Annotated in this window: 21 protein-coding genes; 14 read left to right on the top strand and 7 right to left on the bottom strand. The window is 65.6% G+C overall.

The window, feature by feature from the left end:
- Positions 1-34: 34 nt before the first annotated feature.
- The 3 genes from V8J55_RS01145 to V8J55_RS01135 are packed head-to-tail and all read right to left on the bottom strand — an operon-like array spanning position 35 to position 5,973.
- Positions 35-793 carry a hypothetical protein gene (locus V8J55_RS01145; protein WP_336444005.1) on the bottom strand — a complete coding sequence of 253 codons (759 nt, stop codon included), beginning with the start codon at positions 791-793 and terminating at the stop codon, positions 35-37.
- The gene (locus V8J55_RS01140; RefSeq protein WP_336444004.1) at positions 780-2,870 is read right to left on the bottom strand and encodes an adenylate/guanylate cyclase domain-containing protein; all 2,091 of its coding nucleotides are present in this window, start codon (positions 2,868-2,870) and stop codon (positions 780-782) included. Before V8J55_RS01140 ends, V8J55_RS01145 begins: the two co-directional genes overlap by 14 nt.
- A 4-nt stretch (positions 2,871-2,874) precedes the next feature.
- Positions 2,875-5,973, bottom strand: coding sequence for a CHAT domain-containing protein (locus V8J55_RS01135; protein WP_336444003.1), 3,099 nt, complete (start codon positions 5,971-5,973; stop codon positions 2,875-2,877).
- 210 nt (positions 5,974-6,183) lie between these two features.
- On the opposite strand from V8J55_RS01135, the gene V8J55_RS01130 reads away from it, so the two are divergent.
- Genes V8J55_RS01130 through grxD form a run of 3 tightly spaced genes read left to right on the top strand, consistent with a single transcriptional unit; the run spans position 6,184 to position 7,137 of the window.
- Complete coding sequence (locus V8J55_RS01130; protein ID WP_037514673.1) at positions 6,184-6,510, top strand: DUF1476 domain-containing protein; 327 nt, start codon at positions 6,184-6,186, stop codon at positions 6,508-6,510.
- Positions 6,511-6,520: 10 nt separating this feature from the next.
- Positions 6,521-6,754 carry a BolA/IbaG family iron-sulfur metabolism protein gene (locus V8J55_RS01125; RefSeq protein ID WP_037514674.1) on the top strand — a complete coding sequence of 78 codons (234 nt, stop codon included), beginning with the start codon at positions 6,521-6,523 and terminating at the stop codon, positions 6,752-6,754.
- 50 nt (positions 6,755-6,804) lie between these two features.
- Positions 6,805-7,137, top strand: coding sequence for a Grx4 family monothiol glutaredoxin (gene grxD / locus V8J55_RS01120; protein WP_037514675.1), 333 nt, complete (start codon positions 6,805-6,807; stop codon positions 7,135-7,137).
- 72 nt (positions 7,138-7,209) lie between these two features.
- Here grxD and V8J55_RS01115 read toward each other — a convergent pair whose 3' ends face one another.
- Positions 7,210-7,659, bottom strand: coding sequence for a globin domain-containing protein (locus V8J55_RS01115; protein WP_336444002.1), 450 nt, complete (start codon positions 7,657-7,659; stop codon positions 7,210-7,212).
- Between the two features lie 34 nt (positions 7,660-7,693).
- Positions 7,694-8,092, bottom strand: coding sequence for a group III truncated hemoglobin (locus tag V8J55_RS01110; RefSeq protein ID WP_336444001.1), 399 nt, complete (start codon positions 8,090-8,092; stop codon positions 7,694-7,696).
- A gap of 102 nt (positions 8,093-8,194) precedes the next feature.
- Here V8J55_RS01110 and V8J55_RS01105 point away from each other — a divergent pair, with 102 nt between their 5' ends.
- Positions 8,195-8,632, top strand: a complete 438-nt coding sequence (locus V8J55_RS01105) for an RrF2 family transcriptional regulator (RefSeq protein WP_037514680.1) — start codon at positions 8,195-8,197, stop codon at positions 8,630-8,632.
- Positions 8,633-8,639: 7 nt separating this feature from the next.
- Here V8J55_RS01105 and V8J55_RS01100 read toward each other — a convergent pair whose 3' ends face one another.
- Both V8J55_RS01100 and V8J55_RS01095 read right to left on the bottom strand, forming a co-directional pair.
- Positions 8,640-9,341, bottom strand: a complete 702-nt coding sequence (locus V8J55_RS01100) for an anti-sigma factor family protein (protein WP_336444000.1) — start codon at positions 9,339-9,341, stop codon at positions 8,640-8,642.
- On the bottom strand, positions 9,338-9,826 hold the full coding sequence (locus V8J55_RS01095; protein ID WP_336443999.1) for an RNA polymerase sigma factor: 489 nt from the start codon (positions 9,824-9,826) through the stop codon (positions 9,338-9,340). Before V8J55_RS01095 ends, V8J55_RS01100 begins: the two co-directional genes overlap by 4 nt.
- A gap of 138 nt (positions 9,827-9,964) precedes the next feature.
- On the opposite strand from V8J55_RS01095, the gene V8J55_RS01090 reads away from it, so the two are divergent.
- The 10 genes from V8J55_RS01090 to V8J55_RS01045 all read left to right on the top strand — a co-directional run bounded on the left by V8J55_RS01090 (position 9,965) and on the right by V8J55_RS01045 (position 20,519).
- Positions 9,965-11,206, top strand: a complete 1,242-nt coding sequence (locus V8J55_RS01090) for a S8 family serine peptidase (protein WP_336443998.1) — start codon at positions 9,965-9,967, stop codon at positions 11,204-11,206.
- A gap of 93 nt (positions 11,207-11,299) precedes the next feature.
- Positions 11,300-12,151 (top strand): hypothetical protein, encoded by an 852-nt coding sequence (locus V8J55_RS01085; protein ID WP_336443997.1) that lies wholly within the window; start codon positions 11,300-11,302, stop codon positions 12,149-12,151.
- A gap of 442 nt (positions 12,152-12,593) precedes the next feature.
- The gene (locus V8J55_RS01080; RefSeq protein WP_037514686.1) at positions 12,594-12,962 is read left to right on the top strand and encodes a BlaI/MecI/CopY family transcriptional regulator; all 369 of its coding nucleotides are present in this window, start codon (positions 12,594-12,596) and stop codon (positions 12,960-12,962) included.
- Complete coding sequence (locus V8J55_RS01075; RefSeq protein WP_336443996.1) at positions 12,959-14,617, top strand: M56 family metallopeptidase; 1,659 nt, start codon at positions 12,959-12,961, stop codon at positions 14,615-14,617. The genes V8J55_RS01080 and V8J55_RS01075 overlap by 4 nt, the downstream gene beginning before the upstream one ends.
- A 168-nt stretch (positions 14,618-14,785) precedes the next feature.
- Positions 14,786-15,703, top strand: a complete 918-nt coding sequence (locus tag V8J55_RS01070; protein WP_336443995.1) for an MBL fold metallo-hydrolase — start codon at positions 14,786-14,788, stop codon at positions 15,701-15,703.
- Entirely contained in the window at positions 15,704-16,342 is a 639-nt protein-coding gene (locus V8J55_RS01065) for a DUF4230 domain-containing protein (protein WP_336443994.1), read from the top strand. It begins immediately after the preceding gene.
- A gap of 134 nt (positions 16,343-16,476) precedes the next feature.
- Entirely contained in the window at positions 16,477-17,439 is a 963-nt protein-coding gene (locus V8J55_RS01060) for a hypothetical protein (RefSeq protein ID WP_336443993.1), read from the top strand.
- An 88-nt stretch (positions 17,440-17,527) separates the two neighbouring features.
- Positions 17,528-18,241: an adenylate cyclase gene (locus V8J55_RS01055; RefSeq protein WP_336443992.1), complete on the top strand. Its 714-nt coding sequence runs from the start codon at positions 17,528-17,530 to the stop codon at positions 18,239-18,241.
- A gap of 68 nt (positions 18,242-18,309) precedes the next feature.
- Entirely contained in the window at positions 18,310-19,299 is a 990-nt protein-coding gene (nadA, locus tag V8J55_RS01050; RefSeq protein ID WP_336443991.1) for a quinolinate synthase NadA, read from the top strand.
- A 128-nt stretch (positions 19,300-19,427) separates the two neighbouring features.
- A complete protein-coding gene (locus V8J55_RS01045) occupies positions 19,428-20,519 on the top strand; it encodes a DUF2853 family protein (protein WP_336443990.1) in 1,092 nt (363 codons plus the stop codon).
- The last annotated feature ends 782 nt before the right edge of the window (positions 20,520-21,301 follow it).

Raw genomic sequence — 21,301 nt, 5'->3', positions numbered from 1 at the left:
GCGGGGACAATGGCCGCCGCCCCATCCATTTACCTTATCCCGCTTCGGCTTCCGACATCGTGTCGACCAGGCGGTTGAGCTGCGGCGAGCAGCCCTTCGCCATCAGCATATCGACCGATCCCTCGACCGTGTCGGGCGCATTTTCGATCGCGGCGAAACGCACCGTCACCGGCCTGGCGAGGCCGCCGCCCGACAGGCGATAGTCGGTGCCATATTGGACGGGCAGCACATCGGTCGGCCATTTGCGGAAATTCGCGCCGTCGACGATCGCGACCGTCGCTTTTTTGCCGGCGCTTTCGATCTCCAGCGCGGTGTCGCCTTCCATGTTGGGGCGCCACAACATCAGCACGGCGGGATCGAGGACGCAAAAGGTCCCGCCCTCGCGATAGTCGAGCAACCAGAGGTTCGGCGCACGGACATTGGCGGGGGTTTCATCGCCCGGACCGCGCGAAAACCCGCCGCGCGACCGCATCGTCGGACCCTTGGCGAGCATGCGCGTGACGTTGCCGCCGAGCGACTGGCTCGCCTGTACCGTGCCGGTGGCGCCAAAGGTGCCCGGCCCCGACAGCGTGCGGGTTTTGCCGGCCTGCATCAGCACGATCTTGTCGCCCGCGACGAGGGTCAGCTTGTCGGCGGACTTGAGCTTGGCACCGGCGGGATATTTGCCCGCCGACGGGCCGGTCGAGCGGACGACCATCGATTGGGCGGCGGCGGTGCCGACCATGGCGATGGCGGCGATGGCCGCGGCGGCGGTGAGGCCGAAGCGGCGCATCCGGAAATCAGGAAAGGACATAGCTTTCTCCCTCTTTGGTCTCATTAAGGCGTTCTATCAGAAACATGATGGCTGCATCCTGACCGAAATCCGCCTGTATTGCTGTGGCACAGGTCACATAGGTTTTTTTATCGCCCGCGGTGTGCGCGGCGACCAATGCGGCGATGCGCGCGCGCTGGTCGGGGGCAAGGTCGGGGCGCGGGGTGAAGACATCGACGGGTTGCGCGCGGCCGCGCAGCGTGACGCGGCCCATTGGCACAAGATCGTCGCGGCCCGAGCGCGCGGCGGCTTCGGCCGAGATCAGCACGCCGGTTTTGAGGCCCTTGTTCGCGGCTTCAAGCCGTGACGCGGTGTTCATGCTGTCGCCGAGCGCGGTGTATTGGATGCGTCCCTCGCCGCCGAAATTGCCGACGATCGCGTCGCCGACGTGCAGGCCCACGCGCGTCATTCCGATCGGCGGGACGTCTTCGGCCGCCAGGTCGACGCGGTATTTCTCGCCCGCCTGATACATGGCGAGCGCGGCCGCCGCCGCCCGCACGCCATCGTCGGGGCGGCTGAGCGGCGCGCCCCAGAAGGCGACAATCGCATCGCCGACGAACTTGTCGATCGTTCCGCCATGTTCGAGCACGATGTCGGACAGGCGGTCGAGATATTCGTTGAGCAGCCGCGCGACGGTTTCCGGCGTCACCGCGTGGCTGAGCTTCGTAAAGCCTTCGAGGTCGGTGAAGACGCAGAAGATATTGCGCCGCTCGCCGTGGAGCGACAACTGGTCGGGGTCGCGCATGATCTGCGCCGCGACGTCGGCGGGCAGATATTTGCCGAGCGCCGACTGGGCAAAGGCGCGCTGGCGCGACCCGATCGTGCGCGCGGCGGTGCCCACCGCGGCATAACCGAACAGCCAGCCGACCGCCCAGCCGAAGGTCGGCAGCGTCGTCGTGTCGATACCGCGCCCCTGCAGCCAGAAGGGGAAGGCGATGAAAAAGGCCATTTGCCCAAGGAAGGCGAGCGCGACCCAGCGCGCGCGAAGGTCGATGAGGCTCGTCAGCCCGCCGGCAAGGACGATCAGCACCGCGAGCACCCACAGCGCCGGCATGGCGATCGGCCGCGTCCACGCCCCGTCGAGCTGCTGCGCGAGCATATGCGCATGGACCTCGAGCCCGATCATCGTCTCATGCTGGCCGGTGATCGCGTCGGGAAAACGGCTGAGTGGCGTGTTGAACTGGTCGTTGTCGATGATGTCGCCGCCGATCAGGATATAGCGGCCCTTGACCAGCTCCGAAAAACCGGCGCGCATCTCGGCATCCATCGGCATCGCGAAGGTGTCGATCGGGATGTTGGCGAAGACGGGCTCTTCCTGCCCCGCCGCGGCGCGTGCGGGGACGAGGAAACGGATATTGCCCTGGAAATTGGCATGCGCCGCGTCGACCGGCGCCAGCGCGTTGGACATCAACGGCGGCAAATTCTTCGGCCGGTCGGGCCAGTTGCGGATCACGCTGTCGTCGTCGGTGCGGAACAACACGCTCGTCGGCTTGGTCTTCGCGGTCGTGACGTCGGCGATATAGGATTCGAGATATTTCTGCTGTTCGTAGAAGATCGTGTTCGGGTTGCTTGCCTGTTCGGCATAGGCCAGCCAGGTCGGGGTCTTCATCGCGCGTAGCTGCGCCTTCAGCAGATCGTCGTCGGGGCGCGGCGAATCGAAGGCGATATCGATGCCGATCGCCTTCGCGCCCATCTGGTCGAGATTGCCGAGCGCATTGGCGAGCAAGGTGCGGTCGAGCGGCGAGCGGATGCCGGTGTTGAACAGGGTTTCGTCATTATAGGTGACGAGCGTGATGCGTTTATCTTGTTCGACATGCGGCGCCATCAGCGTCGCGCGCGCGTCGTAAAGCGCGCGTTCGGCGGCGTCGATCAGCGGCATCTGCCAGCTGAAGCGTGCGATCAGGACCGCGATCATCAGGAAGACGATCGTCGCTGCCATCCGCGACGGGCCGAGCTGCATGACCAGCCGGCGCACCCGCTTGCGCAGCGGCACCGCGGCCTGTCGGCCATCCTGCGCGGGCGCGTCGGCCGCGGGAACAAGGACGTCGGGTGCGTTCATCGACTTAGCGGGCCGCGCGGCCGGCTGCCTCCTTCGCGCGCGCGGCGGTGGTCGCGCCGTCGTGGAGCAGCGCCTGGCCGCCGTCTCCGATGATCGCAAAGCCCGCCCAATAATAGGGATGCGATGTCTGCTGGTCGTCCATCAGGCGCAGCTGCGTTCCCCATAGGGCGTCGGCGACGCTGGTGCCCTGATTGGCGGCGAACAGCCCGCCGATCAGCCGCCTGGTCGCGTCGAAATCGTCGGGCGCGGGCCAGTGGCTCGCGATCACCGACCGGCCGCCCGCACCGATGAAGCTGCGCACCAGCCCGTCGAGGGCGTTGCCGCCGCCCGAAAGCCCGGCTTCGCGCGTCGCCGCGACGCTCGCCGCGCCGGCGGTGTCGCACGCCGACAGGATGACGAGGTCGGCGTCGATCTTGAGGTCGAAGATTTCCTGGAAGGTCAGCAGCCCGTCCGAATCCTGCCCGCCGAACGAAGTGACGAGCGCCGGGCGCGCGGGGCAAGCGGGACGCGGCGCGGTGACGAGGCCGTGCGTGGCGAAATGGATGATGCGATAGTCGCCAAGGTCGGCGCGATTTTTCACCGCACTGTCGGTGAAGGCGCCGCCGGTGAGCAAAGTGCCCGCATCGCGGCCCATCGCGTTGCGCGCGGTCACCAGCTCATCGGCCGAGATCGGGCGCGCCCATTGCGCGGCATCCCACAGGCAATCGCCATCGAGGCCCCCCGCCACGGCGCCGCGGGTGCCGAGCGAGGGCAGCCGGCTGCCGACCGGCAGATTCTCGCCGAGGCCGAAATATTGGTTGGCCGCCTTCGATGGCGCCGCTTGCCGCGCGTTGCGGAAGCCGAGCGTCGACACCGCGGTGCTCGGCCGCGACGTCCGGCCGAGCCAGGCGATCTGGCGCATGTCGAACGGATCGGCATTGGGGTCGAGCACCCGCTTTTCATAGGCGGCAAGCCCGGTGTCGGCGGTGACGAGGAGGTTGATCGGCAGCCGCAGCATCGCGCCATCGGGTTCGAAGATCAGGTGCGCGATGGTGGGCAGGCGCGCCGCGACCGGGCCGAACAGCTGGCCATAAAGCTTGTAGGAGGTGGCGGCGTCGAAGGGATAGGTGACGCGGCGGCCATTTTCGACGAGCGAAATCGTCGAGCGGATCGTGTCGACCGCGGTGTCAAGGTCCGATGCGCTGATGTCCGATTTCCAGAGCTGCGCCCCGCCTTGCTCGACCAGCATCGCATAAACGCCGTCGCCGACGACGAGCATCTTCAAATAGGCTTCGCCCGGACGCAGAACCTGCTGCAGTTCGGCAAGATCGAGCTTGCCCGATGCGACGACGCGATATTGCGGAAAGGCCGACAGCGCGGCGACGGTTTCGGCCTGCTGGACCGACAAATTACCGAGCTGCGCCTTGATATCGGCGCGCAAGGCGTTGACTTCGGGCGATTCGGGCAGCTGGGCGAGCCGCGCATCCTCGATCCGCGCGCGTTCCAGATCGCGATTGAGCGTTGTCGCCTGACGGAACAGGCGGGCGCCGTCGCTGCTGCCGCTCGACAGTTCGCGCGCGAGCACCGCTTGCGTATCGGCGACACCCGGGCGGATCTGGAGCTGGCTGGCGACGAAGAAATCCTCGATCGCCTTGGGCTCGGTCGCCGAACGCGCGGCGAGCAGCCGGTAATAGGGCGCCATCATGTTCGCCATGCCCGCGGTCGAGCGCTGGGTATTGGCGAGAGCGGTGACGACCTCGCGATAAATGCCCATCGCCTTGTCGTCCTGTCCCTCGCGCGTGAGGAAGGCGGCGTAGCGCGCGCGGGCCGAGGCGAGCGCGTTGGTTTCGGGATATTCGACGGCGAGCAGGTTCACCGATTCACGGAAACGTGCGTCGGCGGCCGCCTTGTCGCCGCTCGCCTCTTCGGCCAGCGCGAGTTCGCCGAGCATCTGCGATCGCAGGCGGATGATCGAGGTGACGCGGCCTTCTCGTACGGCAATGGCGTCGGTCAGCCCCTTGAGTTGCGCGGTCTTCGACGCCTGTGCATTGCCGCGCAGCCGCTCGACCGTGCCGAGCAGGTGGATCGCCTGTGCATCGATGATCTGCGCGCGTTCGAGCGGCGACAGCCGCTCGCGATCATTGCTCTGGCGGATGACGCGGGCATTGTCGCCGCTGTTGACCCCGGCGACGATCTGCGGCGTCAGCGTCACCGCGTCGCCCGCCACCGTCACGCCGGTCGTGAGCAGGGGGATCGGCGTCTGGAGCCGCGCGGCCGCCCCGTCATAATCGCGCTGGTTGAGCGCGTTGATTGCCCGGAAATTGCGGCGGAGGCGCAGCTGGACCGGGTCGCCGGTCGGGATCGCCTCGACCTCGGCGAACAGGCGTTCGGCTTCGGCGAATTCGCCCAGGTTCGAGCGTTGCAGCGCGCGGTTCAGCGTGACTTCGGTTGGGTCGATGTCGGCGGCCGATTGTTCCTCGGCGGCGCGGCGCGACAGCGCTTCGAAAAATTCGGCCGCCTCGGCATAGTCGCCGCTGTGGTTGCGGCGATATCCCTCGGCCAGCGCCTTGTCGACGTCGATCGTTCCGGCGATCGTCCGGGCAAAACCGTCGTTGCCGCCGACCGAGATGGTCGCGACCTTGATGACGCCGGGCACGACCTTGCGCTGGCGGATCGATTCGAGCGCGATGTCGAGCGCGTCGCCATAGGCCTCGAAGCCTTCGACGGCATAGGTTGTCCCGCCCGCCGCCTCGATCCGCGTCTTCCATGCGATATTGGTGTCGTGCACGGTGCAACCGCCATCCTTGACGCACGTGATCGCGCCCGTCCGTCCAATGGCGTTATCGATGCGCGCGCGCGCCTCCTCGGGCGTCGCGCGCAGCATCCGGACATAGCCGACCGGCTGGCTCGCATCGCGGCAGACGATCGTCCAGGCGCGGTCGAACATGCCCTTGACCACCTCGTCGCGGACGGTTGCCTGCACCTCGCAGAGCGAGCCGCCCTGATCGCCGATCGAAAAACTGTCGCGCAGCGTCGGGTCCATGCCCTGTGCGAGTGCGGTTCCGGGCGCGGCAAATGCCAGCGCCACCAGAATCGGCACAAGTTGCGGACGTCGAACGGTCATCACAAATCCCCCAAACACAGGCGCCGAAACACCATGCCGACGCGACGCCGGCAAGGCGTAGTCTTCATTGCTGCGGTGCGACCCATTCCCTTGGGACGAAACCCTAAACTCTTCGTAAGCGAAAGGGAAGTGATCTGCCGCACAGGCGGCTTGCGCCGCGGGGGCGCGCGACCTATCTGCGAGGGGACATTCCCTTCGCACGAGGACAAAATGAGCGGATTCGACGATCGTGAACGCGCCTTCGAGGCAGAATTTGCACGCGACCAGGAGGTTCAGTTCCGGATCACCGCGCGCCGCAACCGGCTGGTCGGCGAATGGGCGGCCGAGCGCATGGGTCTGACCCCCGAGGAAACCGACGCCTATGCCAAGGCGGTGGTGCAGGCCGATTTCGAGGAAGCGGGCGACGAGGACGTCATCCGCAAGCTCGCGGGCGACCTGACCGCGGCGCAGGTCGAGATCAGCGACGCCGAAATCCGGTCGGTGCTGAACGACAAGACCGCCGAGGCGCGGCGCCAGTTCATCGACAGCCAGAACTGAGGCGATAACGATGGGCATGCGCGAAGATGATTTGCGGGCGATGATCGTCGCGGCGTTTCCCGATGCCGAGGTTGCGATCACCGACCTTGCGGGCGACAATGACCATTATGCCGCGCATGTCGTGAGCGAATCTTTTCGCGGCATGACCCGCGTTGCACAGCACAAGGCGGTCTATGCAGCCTTGGGGGGGCGCATGGGCGGCGAACTTCATGCCTTGCAATTGACGACCGCCATCCCCTCATAGGGGGCATGAACTTTTTGCGGCGCGACGGCGCGCCTGCCCGGAGACTGACTATGACCGACCCGACCACCCACGACCGCATCGCCAAGCTGGTCGCCGACAACCCCGTCCTGCTCTTTATGAAGGGCACGCCTTTGTTCCCGCAGTGCGGCTTTTCCTCGCGCGCGATCGCGATGCTCGACCGTCTCGGCATCGAATATGAAACCGTCGACGTGCTGCAGGACATGGAAGTCCGCCAGGGCATCAAGGAATTTTCCGACTGGCCGACGATCCCCCAGCTGTATGTGAAGGGCGAATTCGTCGGCGGATCGGACATTATGATGGAAATGTGGGAAGCGGGCGAGCTTCACACGCTGATGACCGGAATCCCGGCGCGCGCCGAATAAGCTGCGTTTCTGGCAGATGACAAAAGCCCGCCGGCGCCTAGGCTCCGGCGGGCTTTTTGTTGGCCGAAAGGTTTATGCCGCCTCGGCATCCTCATACGCCTGCGCTTCGGCGGCGATCAGGATGTCGGCGAGCATCCAATAGGCTTCGCCCCACGCCGCGAGCACTTCGTCGGTCGCGACCTCGGCGCCCAGCACGTCGCGGATCGCGGGCAGCAGGGCATTGGCGACATGGGGATAATGCTCCGGCTTCACCCCGGTTTCGATATGCCGGGCGACCATGCGCGACACCGCGGTTCCGAGGTTCTGGAGCTTGTCGATATTCTTCGCATAAGCGAGGATCGCCGCCGCGAGGCGCTTCGGCTGTTCGCCGCTCGTCTGCGCGGCGCGGTCGAACATCGCCTCGATATCCTTATTCTCGAACAAGCGCGCGTACATCGCGGTGGTGATCGCGAGGCCGTGCTTTTCGAGCGCTGGGGCGGTGGCTTTGACGATTTCCATCGCGTGGGCGGAAGCGGTACGCATATGATCTCCTTAAATCAAAAGGGGAGGGGAGGTTTCAGGCGGCGCGGCGACCGGCGGGGTCGTCCAAGCGGAAGAAAAGGGCGAGCTGGAGGCTTTCGGCGATGCGCGCGGCCTTGGCCTGCAAAGCGGCCGCGGCGGCAGGCGCCAGCAACTCGTTCGTAGTGTCGGCCCAGATCGCGAGCCAGCGGTCGAACATCGCGGGGGTGATCGCATCCTTGTGTTTCAGATGCTCGGCGACCGGGCTGCCCTTGTAGCGGCCGCTGGTCAGCATCACCGACGACCAGAAGGCGACGAGCTTTTCGAAATGGTGGGGCCAGTCGTGCACGGCGGCGTTGAACAGCGGGCCGATGTCGGCGTCCGCGCGCACGCGGTCGTAAAAGGCCGGAATCAGGCGCTCGAGCGCGGCTTCATCGATCTGACCGTCCTGTTTCACGACTCGCTCCAATCATGCATCTGATGCGCATGTATGATCGCGATTTGAAACATGCAACAAAAATGCATATTATTGGATGACGGACATTTTCGAAGGATCAGGATGCGCCTGACGCGCTACACCGATTATGCGATGCGCGTGCTCCTCTATGTGGGCGCGCAGGATGACGCGCGGCTGTGCCCGATCTCGGAGATTTCGCGCGCCTATGGCATTTCGCAGAACCATCTGATGAAGGTCGTCAACGACCTGGTGAACGCGGGGTATCTCGAAAGCGTGCGTGGGCGCTTTGGCGGGATCCGGCTGGCGCGGCCGGCGGCCGAGATCAACGTCGGCGCGGTCGTGCGCCATACCGAGGAAGGCTTCGACCTCGTCGATTGCGCGAGCTGCATCATCGCGCCCGCGTGCGGACTGACCGGCGCGCTCGCCGAGGCGCTGGCGGCGTTTATGAAAGTGCTCGACGGCTACAGCCTCGCCGACCTGCTCGCGAAGCGCGCGAATTTCGCCGCGCTATTCGGCATCGACGAGCCGGCTGGCGCCTGAAAGATCGTCAGCGGCGCGCCCAGCCCTTATCGCGCGCCTGCCGTTCGGCCGCGGCGTCGAGCGGATCGCCCGTCATCATCGCCGCCGCGGCGGCTGCGAGCTCGCCCGACGACGCCTGACGATAAGCGGTGCCCGCCTGTCCCTGCATCGTCCGTTCAAGATGCCAGCCGCCGTCGTCGCGGCAGCCAATGCCGTTCAGCGACCGGCTTTCGAAACTGCGGCAATAGCGGCCGGCCTTGTCTTCGAAGCTGAGACCGATCCGCACCGCCGCATTCGTCGATTGACTGGAGGCAAGCTGCGTGTCGAGCGCCTCGGCAAGCGGACCCGCGGCGATCATCGTGCCATTGGCTTCGGTGACGCTCGCGGGCGGCATCCAAGGCTTCAGCCCAAGCGCCAGCCCCAACGCGAGCGAGGCTGCGATCGCGCCCCAGTGGATCGGCGCAAAGCGCACCCGCTTTGCCTCGCGGCGCTCGGCGAGGCTGGCGTCGACCTTGTCCGACGTGGCGAGCAGCGCGCGGAGCCGCTCGGGCACCGCCTCATCGATCACGGGGGCATAATGGGCGGTCAGCTGGGCTTTCAGCGCCCGGTGCCGCGCGATTTCGGCGGCAAGCGCGGGGTCGCTTGTCGCTTCGCGCTCGATGCGGCGCGCGGTCAGATCGTCGAGTTCGCCGTCGACAAAGGCGGCGACGGTGGCAGGGTCGAAACTCATGCGGCCTCTCCCAGCAAATGCATCAGGGTTTCGCGACCGCGCGCGAGGCGCGAGGTGACGGTGCCGATCGGCACTTCCAATATTTCGGCGGCCTCGCGGTACGCATAGCCTTCGACGAGGACGAGCATCACGACTTCGCGCTGTTCGTCGGGCAGGCGCGCCATCGCGCCATCGACATCGCCGCGTAATGCCCCCGCCTCGACTTCGGCCGCGCCGTCGCCGGCGACCTGTGTGGCGGCGTCGTCGATCGGCGTGTGGACGCCGCGGCGCCCGGCCGCACGGCGCTCGTCGATCCAGAGGTTGCGGGTGATGCGATACATCCAGCTATCCAGTCTCGTTCCTTGTTGCCACTGTTCCTGCGACTTCAGGGCGCGTTCGATCGCCGCCTGACATAAATCGTCGGCGTCGCTGGCATCGCGCGCCAGTCCGCGCGCAAAGCGGCGCAGACGGGGCAGCAATTCGACCAGTTCCTCTTCGAAGCGCATTTTCGCCTTTCGATTGTCTGAGGAAGAAACGAGTGGCTTCTATCGTTTCTTCCGTACCATGCTAAATTTTTTCGGGAACCGGCCGCCGTGCCGGGCCTTGTGAGACTTGCAATGCGATTTTGGACGATATCATTGGCGATGCTCTGTCTCCTGCTCGGCGGGACCGACGCGCGCGTCGCGGCGCAGGTCGCGCTGCCGCAAGTGCAGCTTCCTGATGCCGCGCGCACGCTGCCATCGCTTCCCGAGGTCGATGCGCGGCGGCTGCCCGGGATCGGTGAGCGCTTGCTGGATGTTCGGCTCGACCGCATCACCGCGCTGGTCCGCGGCAATCGCGACAGCATCGAGCTCGACGAGCGCGGCGAACCCGCGGTGCGCGGCGTCCTTGTCGCGAGCGGGGTCGATGCGGCGATGATCGCGCGCGCGGGCGAGGCGGGGTTCGCGTTGATCGACCGTGAGCGGATCGAGGGTCTCGATCTCGATATCGCACGGTTTCGCGTGCCCGACGGACGCAGCCTTGGCCGGGCGCGCAAACAGCTCGCGAAGCTGCTTCCGGGTGCCGAAGTCGATGCCGACAATCTCTATTTCGCGAGCGGGCCGGGCGGCGCGTTGCCCGGGGCGATGCTCGCGGCCGCCCAAGGCAGCGGCAAGGCGAGCCTCGGCCTGATCGACGGCGGCGTCGCGGCGCATCCATCGGTCGCCGGGCGCGTCGAACAACGCGGCTTTGCGAAGGGCGCGCCGTCGGCGAGTCGCCATGGCACGGCGGTCGCCTCGCTGCTCGTCGGCAACAGTTCGGTTCGGGGCGCGGCGCCCGGCCAGCGCCTGCTCGCGGCCGATGTCTATGGGACCGACCCGGCGGGCGGCAACGCCAGCGCGATCGCACGCGCGCTCGGCTGGCTCGCCCAAAGCGGTGCCGCGGTGACGACCATCAGCCTTGTCGGCCCCGACAACAAACTGCTTTCGACAGCCATTTCGCGCGCGCAGCAGCGCGGGATGCTGATCGTCGCGGCGGTCGGCAACGACGGCCCCGCCGCGCCGCCCGCCTATCCGGCGTCCTATAAGGGCGTGTTTGCGGTGACCGGGGTCGACCAAAAAGCGCGCGCGCTGCCGGAGGCCGGGCGCGCGCTGCATGTCGATTTCGCTGCGCCCGGCGACGCGGTGCTGGCCGCGACCGGGGCGGGAAGCAGTGATCGGCTGCGCGGCACGTCCTTTGCTGCACCGCTCGTCGCCGGACGGCTTGCGCTTCGCTACCCTTCGCCGTCGATCGATCGCATCGGGCCGGCTGTCGCGGCGCTCGTCATGGAAGCGCGCGATCTGGGCAAGAAGGGGCGCGACAAAATCTATGGTCACGGCCTGATTTGCGGGACTTGCGGGGGCCGCTGACCCCTCCTGAGCAACTATTCGGAAGAAAATCGAACGCGCCGTCGTTCTCTCTCCAGGCCCACCCCCTCCGGGCCCAAACTCAGGAGTAGGACAATGGCAAATCATATTTTCATTCCGGCCCTCGCGCTCGCCGCGTCGGCCATGGCTTTTTCGGCTCCGGCCAGTGCGCAGCTGCTTGGCGGCAGCGGTGGCGGCGGCCTCGGCGGCAGCCTCGGCGGCACGCTGGGCGGGACGCTCGGCAATCCGACCGGCCCGATCGGCGGCACGCTTGGCGGCGCGGGCGATCTGACCGGATCGGGCCGCGGCGACGCGCAGGTCGATCGCCGTTCGGGCCGCGTCCAGGGCAAAGGCAATGCCGATGCAAACGGCAAGGGCTCGGCGAACGGCGGCGGCGATCTGCTCGGCAACAGCCTTGGCGGCAACGCTAGCGGCTCGGGCAACGCCTCGGGCAGCGGCAGCCTCGATGCGCAGGCGGTCGGCACCGATTTTGTCGGCAGCACCGCGCGCGGCGCCGTCGGCACGGCAAGGGACACGGCTTCGACCGCCACCGGCACCGCGCGCGGTGCGGTCGGGACTGCCCGTGACCGGACCGGCGCCGCGCTGTCGAACGTCTCAGGCAGCGCCAGCGGTGCTGGATCGGCCGCGGGCAGCTTCCAGGGCAGCCTCGGTCAGCTCGCCGCTGCGGGTAGCGGCGCGGCGAATGGCGCCGGGATGTTCGCGGTCGAACCCGGCATGGCGGTGACCGACGCGCGCGGCAAGGTGATCGGCTATGTCCAGGAATTGCGCCAGACGGGCGGCGGTGTCGTGCAGGCGGTGACGGTCGAGGTCGGTGACCGCGTCGCGACGCTGCCGGCGACCAGCTTTGCCGGGTCGGGCGACGTCCTCGTCACCGGCATGACCAAGGGCCAGCTCAAGAAAGCGGCCGAGCAGCAGGAAGCCGAATAAACGAATGGGGTGGCCGCCGTGTGCGGCGGCCATATTCTGGACGGGCCGCCGTTGCGGTCCGTCCTTTTTTTGTCCGGATGAAAAGCTTCCGGGGGGCGGGGCCTTTCGGCCGCTCCGCCCCCCGTCTGCTTCGGGGGTAAGTGGGGTTTTCCCGGGTGGGGGCAGGGGACATCAGGGACCAGACCGATGTCCCCCACCGCTCCATTTGAGCGGAACACTCGGGAACATGGGATACTATACAATTGCCGTGCCAATTTGCGGCATTTGCCGAATCCGGCGCGAGACGGTGGTTAGCGATTTCTTACCGGGATCGGAGAGTGTCAAATATTCCGACACGCCAGCGACGGAGTGGTAGCCATTCAGCTTCGTTCAGGAAGCGTTCAGCCCTTTGACTACATCTGTAGTCGCATCGGTGACGACGACGCCAATGGGAGGGGTCCGCATGGCAGAACGAGCAAGCGAGTCGGAGATGCAGGTGCTGTCGGCGCTGTGGGAGGAATCCCCGCAGACCGCCGCCGACCTGACTTCGCGCATCGGCAAGATCAACGGCTGGACGCAGGCGACGGTGAAGACGCTGCTTGCGCGGCTGGTTCAGAAGGGCGCGGTGACGGCGGAAGCCGATGGTCGGCGCTATCTCTATAGCCCCGCCATCGAACGCGCCGACGCCGTCGGCGAGGAATCGCAGCGCTTTGTCGACCGGCTGTTCGGCGGGCGTGTCAGCCCGCTGATCGCGCATCTCGCCGACCGCGAGGCGCTGACCGACACCGACATCGCCGAAATCGAGGCCCTTTTGAAGCGGCTGAAGTCGTGAGCGCCGCGATGCTGCTCCAGGCGTGGGCCGATACGCTCGTCACCACGGGCCTTCTCGTCCTGTTGATCCTGATCGTTCGCAAGCCATTCGCGCGCCATTTCGGCCCGCGGCTGACCTATGCCTTGTGGGCGGTGCCCGCGCTGCGGCTGGTGCTGCCGCCGCTGCCCTTCGCCGATCCGGTGGTTATCATGCCCGAGCCCGCGGCGGACATGGCGGTGATGGTCCCCGTTGGCCTGCCGGTTGCGGCGCCCGTTGCGGCCGAACCTTTCTGGTCGCTCGCCGAGCTGGTGCCGCTCTTCTTCGCGCTGTGGGCGGCGGGCATGGTCGCCGTTATCGTGACCGCGATGGTGTCGCACCGGCGTTTCCGCCGCGCGGTGCTGGGCGACGCGGTCGAGCTCGAGCCGATCGGCACCATCCGGCTGGTGATGTCCGACGCGGTCGACGGCCCCGTCGCTTTTGGCCTGTGGCAGCGTTACGTCGCCGTCCCGCACGATTTCTTCGCGCGCTATGTCGCCGAGGAGCGCGCGCTGGCGATCGATCACGAACTGTCGCACCACCGCCACGGCGATCTGTGGGCGAACAGCGCGGCGCTCGTGTTGCTCGCCGCGCAATGGTTCAACCCCTTCGCCTGGCGCGCGATCCGCGCCTTTCGTTTCGATCAGGAGGCCGCGTGCGACGCGCGCGTGCTGACGATGACCGATTGCACCGAACGGGGCGAGCGGACCGCGCGTTATGCGACCGCGATCGTCAAGGCCGCAGTCGGCCCGCGCCTGTCGCTCGCCGCGCCGATGGCGGTCCACGATAATCTGCAGGAGAGGCTGACGATGTTGACGCAAGGGGATATTTCGAAGAAGCGCGGCCTTGTCGGCCGGTTGCTGATTGGCAGCGCGACGCTGGCCGTGCTCGGCGCGACCGCGACGCTCGTCCCCGCGGGGATCGTCGTGGCAAAGGCGCAGACCGCCGACCTTGGCGAACCGCCCGTGCCGCCGGCGCCCCCCGAACCGCCGCTGCCGCCCGAGGCGCCGGACGCGCCCGGCATGATGGTCTTTACCGAGCATCGCGACGATTCTGCGACCGACGACGGCAAGAAGAAGCGCGAAGTCCACCGCATCGTCATCCGCCGCGACGGTGAAGGCGAGGGCAAGGCGCGCGCGATGATGGACGGCAAGGACAAGATGCGCCGCATCGAAATCCGCTCCCCCGGCGGCCTGTCGCGCGACGATGTCATCGCGACGCTAAAGGAACAGGGCATCACCGGCAAGCGCGCCGAAGCGATCGCCGACAAGCTCGAAGCGAAGCGCAAGGAACGCATCCGCACCGTCATGGCGCCGCTGCCGCCCATGCCGCCCATCCCCCCAATGCACGGCAGCTGGAGCACTCACGGCAAGGCGATGGTTCTGGGCAAATGCGGTGACGGCAAGGCGGCGCCGATCGTCAACCGCGACGAAAACAGCGGCAACAAGCGCAGCCACGTGATGATGTTCGCGTGCGGCGACGGACCCGAAGCCAAGGCGGCGCGGCTCTCGGCGCTGAAGAAGGCGCGCGAAGCCTTTGCCGAGGGCGAACGTGCGCGCACCCTGTCCGATGACATGCGCGCCAAGGTCGCCGCCGACCTCGAAAGGGCGATCGCGGATATCGAGAAATCGGACCACTAGGACCGAGCAGCTTCACCGCCGGCTTTTGCTCCCCGGTGGGGCCGGCGGCAGGGGCGGGGAAAGGGGGCGGCCCATGTCGCTCCCTTTTTCACGCCGCTCCCTTTTTTCGCATGCGCTTTTTCGTGCCCATCCCTTTTCCTTCGTGGTCCGCGATGCCACATGGGCGGCATGAGCGAAGAAAAGCCCTGGCCCGACAGCATCCGCGCCGGCGAGTGCGAGCAGCATGAGCCGCTGGTGCGGCGCGTGCTCGCGCCGAACCCGTCGCCCTATACTTTCACGGGCACCCAGACATGGATCGTCGGGGCGGGGAGCGACGTCGCGGTGATCGATCCGGGTCCGACGGGCTCGGGGCTCAGCATCGGCGACCCGGCGGACATCAACGGCACCGGCCATGTCGACGCGATCCTGCGCGCGACCGAAGGCCAGCGCATCGCCGCGATCCTCTGCACCCACACCCACCGCGACCATAGCCCCGCCGCGGCGCCCCTGAAGGAAGCGACGGGCGCGCCGATCGTCGGCTGCGCGCCGCTTGCCTTGCGTGATGACGGGCCGCGCGCCGATTCGGCCTTCGACCCCGATTATGCCCCCGACCGCGTGCTGATCGATGGCGAGCGCATTTCGGGCGACGGCTGGACCCTCGAAGCCGTGGCGACCCCGGGACATACCTCGAACCATCTCTGCTTCGGGCTTGTCGAAAGCGGCGCGCTGTTCACCGGCGATCATGTCATGGCCTGGTCGACCAGCGTCGTCAGCCCGCCCGACGGCGATATGGCCGCCTATATGGCGAGCCTGTCGAAGCTCTATGACCGCGAGGACCGCGTCTATTATCCGGCGCACGGCCCCGCGGTGACCAAGCCGCGGCAGCTCGTGCGCGGTATGCTCGGCCACCGCAAGCAGCGTGAGCGGCAGATCTTGCGCGAACTCGAAAAGGGGACGAACGTCATCCCCGACATGGTCAAGCATATGTATAAGGGGCTCGACCCGCGGCTCAATGGCGCCGCCGGCCGCTCGGTGCTCGCGCACCTGATCGACCTTCAGACGCGCGGGATCGTGCGCGCGCATGACGAAGAATGGGAACTTGCCTGAATGACCTCCGCTTCCGCTGCGCGCCTTGCGCCCCGCCTGATCCTGCTCGCCGCCGCGGCGCTGCTGCTTGTCGCCGTCTGGTGGGCGGTCGCGGCCTGGCAGGACTGGCAAAAGGGCTATGATCCCGAAACCGTCGTCGCCGCGAGCCTGCAGGGCCTGCAGGAACAGAATGTCCTCGTCCCCTTCACCGCACGCTATGTCGCGGTGGTGACCTCGACGCAGAGCCGGATGGGGCTCAGCGCCAAAAAGACGCTGATCATGCCGGGTACGGTGCGTTACGAACTCGACCTCGGCAAATTGAAGCAGTCCGACCTCGACTGGGATGCGACCACCAACGCGCTCACCGTCACCTTGCCGCCGCTGCGGCTCGCGGGCCCCGAGATCGATATCGACGCGATCAGCGAATATCGCGATGGTGAGATCCTGCTGACCCTGACCGACGCCGAACGCACGCTCGACGCGGCGAACCGCAAGCGCGCGCAGGAGGAACTGATCGCGCAGGCGAAGGGCGCGACCCCGATGCGCCTCGCGCAGGGCGCGGCGCGGACCGCGGTCGAGCAGAGCTTCGCGATGCCGCTGAAGGCCGCGGGGATCGAGGCCAAGGTCACCGCGCGTTTCGCCGACAGTCCCGCGATTTGAAGGGAACGTCGGGACTTCTCTACGATATTAGCTGGGGCTTGAGACGGGTAACCATATCCGATCTCCGTTAATTTCCGCGACATACTTGCGCTTGGCGTTTTGTGTGCTCAAAAAGGATGCGAGGGAATTATCGTATGGATTTTGAGAATATAGCGCTCCGTCCGGGCGAGTTTGCTTTGTATCTTAAGACTAACGATGCGGTGGACTTGCGCCGCCTTATCGCTCTGTTAAATTGCTTCACATTTGTTGGTGAAGATGGAATTATTCCAGCATATCGCCTTGAAGTTGTTGATCTTCAGAAGAAATGTATTTTTGGTCGTTTTAGTTTTCGTTGGTGGAGCAATCCACCTGACGAGAAACGGCTTGAACAAATGGAGCAGGAGATCGCGCGACTTCGCGCCGACCTCGACGGCTCGGCAGTTGTCACAGCACAGGCGACCCTTGATCAAGCAGCTGAAGCATATAAGTCGCGGCGCATCGCCGAATGGTCGCTAGTGCTTGCCGTTATGGGCTTGATCTATGACGTAGCGCATGATGCGCTCAGCGAGCAACCAAACCGATGCGCCAGCGCCATCGCGGACTTAATGGAACTCGACAACGTATCAAGCGTGAAAGTCTGGTCTACCGATTGTACAGCAATCATCGAAAAGCGACACGTCTCTGAGGTGCAGCGCCGGGAACGGGGTGTCCATGCAGCGGTCGGGACGGCACATTCTGTGAGTTCGGCATATGGTGAGGGGGCCTACGGCGTCAATTCATCTAAGGGACTCTCCCTGCTCCAGCAAAAAGACACCATCTCAATCATCGATCACCCACAACACTATGCTCCCGATCGCGAGAGTCTGTTCAGCGCGGCACCGGATCAAGTATCTCGGCATCTGGGTCGAATTGAGCAACACGGCGACATGTTTATATTAATCGGGCCGCCAAACCCTGATGGAAGCCGTCCCCCTCCGCTAATTCTGATCCCGCCCGCACACGAACCCTTTCGTATGTGGCATAGCTATGAAGTTGAAGGTCGCATTTTCAGAACACCGGCGGATTACGACCTGCTCGTCGCGCAACGCGTCACCGACAGGGGGGTCTTGGGGAAATAGATTAAGCGCTGAGCGGTATTCGGAGAATGATTCTATCGAGTACCGTTCTATGTGTGGTATTGGGGGAGCGGTCGGGCAGGGGTAGGGCATGGCTAGCACCGCAGGGGGCGCCGCGCGCGCCGAACTTTTCTGGCATCGCATGGCGATCGGCCTTGCGATCTTCATCGTCTTCGGTTTTCTGCAATTCGCACTGAGAGGTTTCGTCGATCCGGTCGCGGCGCCTTTCTGGGTGCATCTGCACGGGGCGCTGATGCTGGCATGGCTGGCGCTGCTGATCGTTCAGCCGACGCTCGTCTCGCGCGATAATCTGGCGCTGCACCGGCGGCTTGGGTGGATCGGCGCGGGGCTCGGGCTGTTCATCACCGGCCTCGGCATTTTTACCGGCCTCGCGTCGCTGGTGCTGAACCGCTTTCCGCCCTTCTTCACGCCGCCTTATTTCCTCGCGCTCACGACTGTGGAATCGCTGGTCTTTGGTTTGATGGTGTGGGCGGCGATCAGGCGGCGCCATACGACCGCGTGGCACCGGCGGCTGATGATCGGCGCGACGATCGTCATCCTCGAACCCGCGCTCGGCCGCATCCTGCCGATGCCGCTGATGATCGGCTGGTCGGACATTCCGATCGGGCTGGTCCAGCTTGGCGTTGTCGGCATCATCGCGCTGTACGACCGGCGAACGCTGGGCCGCATCCATCCCGCGACAAAAGCGATCGCGGCGATTGTCATCGCGGTGCGCGTCACCATCTATCTGCTGGCGATGACGCCCCCTGTCATCGCGCTCGCGGAGCGGCTGGCCGGCTCATAGCCGAATTGCCCTGTCGCGGGTGGCGGTGTAGGGGGTGCGCCAAGGCTAAAGCCATATAAGGAAAAGCGATGACTGCTCCCATTCGCGAGAATCTCTCGGGCCTCGACCTGCGCGCCGAAATCGAGCGCCTGCGCAAGGAACGCAACGCCGTCATCCTCGCGCATTATTACCAGAAGCCCGAGATTCAGGATCTCGCCGATTTCGTCGGCGATTCGCTCGAGCTGTCGCGCAAGGCCGCCGACACCGACGCCGATGTGATCGCATTCTGCGGCGTCAAATTCATGGCCGAGACCGCAAAGATCCTCAGCCCCGAAAAGATCGTCATCCTGCCCGACATGGACGCCGGATGCAGCCTCGAGGACAGCTGCCCGCCCGAACAGTTCAAGCGCTTTCGCGAAAAGCATCCCGACCATATCGCACTGACCTACATCAACTGCTCGGCGGCGGTGAAGGCACTCAGCGACATCATCGTCACCTCGTCGAGCGCGGAGACGATCATCAGCCAGATCCCCGAAAGCCAGCCGATCATCTTTGGTCCCGACCGTCATCTCGGCGGCTATCTCAACCGCAAGTTCGGGCGCGAGATGCTGCTGTGGCCGGGCGTGTGCATCGTCCATGAGGCGTTCAGCGAAACCGAGCTGATCAAATTGAAGGCGCAGCATCCGGAAGCCCCGGTCGCGGCGCACCCCGAATGCCCGCCGCACATCGTCGACCATGCCGACTATGTCGGATCGACGAGCGGCATCCTGCAGTTCGCGAAGAGCTTTCCCGGCGACACGCTGATCGTCGCGACCGAGCCGCACATCATCCACCAGATGGAACTCGCGCTGCCCGAGAAGAAGTTCATCGGCGCGCCGGGGGCCGACGGCAACTGCAACTGCAACATCTGCCCCTATATGGCGCTTAACACGATGGAGAAGCTCTACATCGCGCTGCGCGATTTGAAGCCGCAGATCGAGATGGAAGAGGGCCTCCGCCTCGCCGCGCGCAAGAGCCTCGACCGGATGCTCGAAATGGCGTCGGGCACGGTCGGCCAGGGCGATCTCGGCAAGCGCTAGCCCCGATTTCCCGCCGCGAGGTTTGCTTTCGCGGAAAATGATATAAGTTCCGCCTCCTAAGACGCGAGTCTCGCCCCCCGTGCGAGCGTCTGACGACGAACCCTTGCGTCTAAGCAGGAGGAAATCGCATGGCAGAAGATTGGCTGGCGGATGTCAGGAAATATGTCGCGGACGCCGACGAAAATGTGGTGTCGGCGATCGTCAAATATCTCGGCATCGCCCTCAGGAACCGCGATTCCTCGCTCGTTTCCTTTACCGACACAAAAGAAACCGACCGCGTCCGCGAAAATTTCCTCAAGAAAAAACTGGGGCTGACCGACGATGACGCGACGCTCGACGCGGCGATCGCCGGTGTCGGCGAACGGATGAAGGAAGACCGGACCAAGAATCGCGTCACCGTCTATTATCTCCTCGCGCAGCATTTCGGCCTGCTTACGCTCTTTGGCGGCGCGGCAGGCGCGGCAGGCGCGGCTGGCGCCGCGGGCGCTGCCGCAGGGCTCGCGGCCACCGGCGGGCTGGACGGCGATTCCGGCAAGGACGACGATAGCTCGGCCGTCCCACTGGCAGCGGCGGGCCTGGCCGGCGCATCGGCCATTCCCGCCGCTGCGGCTCCGCCGCCGGCGGATCCGGCGCCGACCGCGGCAAGCCCGCAGACCGCCTATTCGAGCGATGACGGCGAAAAGAGCGGCGGCATGGGCTGGCTGCCCTGGCTTCTGCTTTTGCTCGCTCTCGCGGCGCTGCTGTTCTTCGGCCTGCGCTATTGTTCGAAACAGGACGCCGCGGTTGCCCCGGCCACCGACGACACGGCGATCAGTGAGACGGTCGCACCCGCCGATACGGCAACCGCGCCCGTCGCCGCCGTCCCCGAGGGTGCCGGCGTCGTCGCGGCGGACCGCGAGGGCAAGCCGATGCTGACGGTTTATTTCGACACCGGCAAATCGGAGGTGTCGAACGATCTCACGACCGCGGCATCGTCGGTGAAAGCCTATCTCGACAGCAACCCCGCCGCGACGCTCGCGGTATCGGGCTATAACGATCCGACGGGCAATGCGGCCGCTAACGCCGAGTTGTCGAAGAACCGCGCGCAGAGCGTCAAGGCGGCGCTCGAGAAGCTCGGCTTCCCGGCCGACAAGGTCGTGCTTGAAAAGCCGGCCGAGGCGACGACGACGGGCACCGACAATTCGGCGGCGCGCCGCGTCGAGGTCACCGTCAAAGGCTGATCTTCGCCCCAGCAGGAAAAAGAGAGCGGGGCCTCCGGGCCTCGCTTTTTTTATGCCGAGTCGCGACTCGCGAGGAGAAAATCGACCTGGATCGAACCGTCGTGCCCGCGAGTCGGTTCGGATTCTGAATCCGAAAATGCTGCATCGCTGTTACAAAAATGCTGCAGCGAATCCGCTTGTTGCTAATGCCGGACTTATCCACAAGCGCAGGCAGCTCGAGCCGGTTTTTCGCGCATTTTTTGTTGGCGGGTCCGAAGCTTCATGTCAGCTTCAAATCATCGGACGACAGAGACGCAGACCACCGGGACATCAAGGGTAGTTGCAAGACTAGCCAGAAGAGAACGGACGGATTTACGAGGAAATCGACCGGTAGCCTGATCACGGAACGTAGCGATTCCCACGAGTTGATACGGACCCGATCGGGTACAGGAAATGCAGTCCATCGCTTGGACAGCGACCGCTTCGGCGGATGCAAGAAGAGATGATGAAGGGCTTTCCAGGTGCGGCCGGCCCCCGAAAGGGGGCCGACCAAACCGTCGCCGGATTGTTCCGGCGTGCGCCGCAACGCATCGTTTTGCGGGCTGCTGATCGCAAGAGAAGCGGACCGGGATGAAGTGAGGCGGAGTGCGTGGGGCAAAGCCGGATAGTGGGGGTTGGCAGCGATGCCGGCCCCCATTTCGTATGCGCGGCCGCCGGAATGCGCCGCATCATGGCCGCGCCTTTGCCACAGGCCGCATCCCCATCCCATTTATTTTCACCCCTGTGACTTTCGTCACATCAGC

The organism is Sphingopyxis sp. CCNWLW2 (assembly GCF_037095755.1).
Classification (GTDB): domain Bacteria; phylum Pseudomonadota; class Alphaproteobacteria; order Sphingomonadales; family Sphingomonadaceae; genus Sphingopyxis.
The sequence above is the reverse complement of the archived record's forward strand: the minus strand, read 5'-3'. Positions and strand labels throughout refer to the sequence as shown.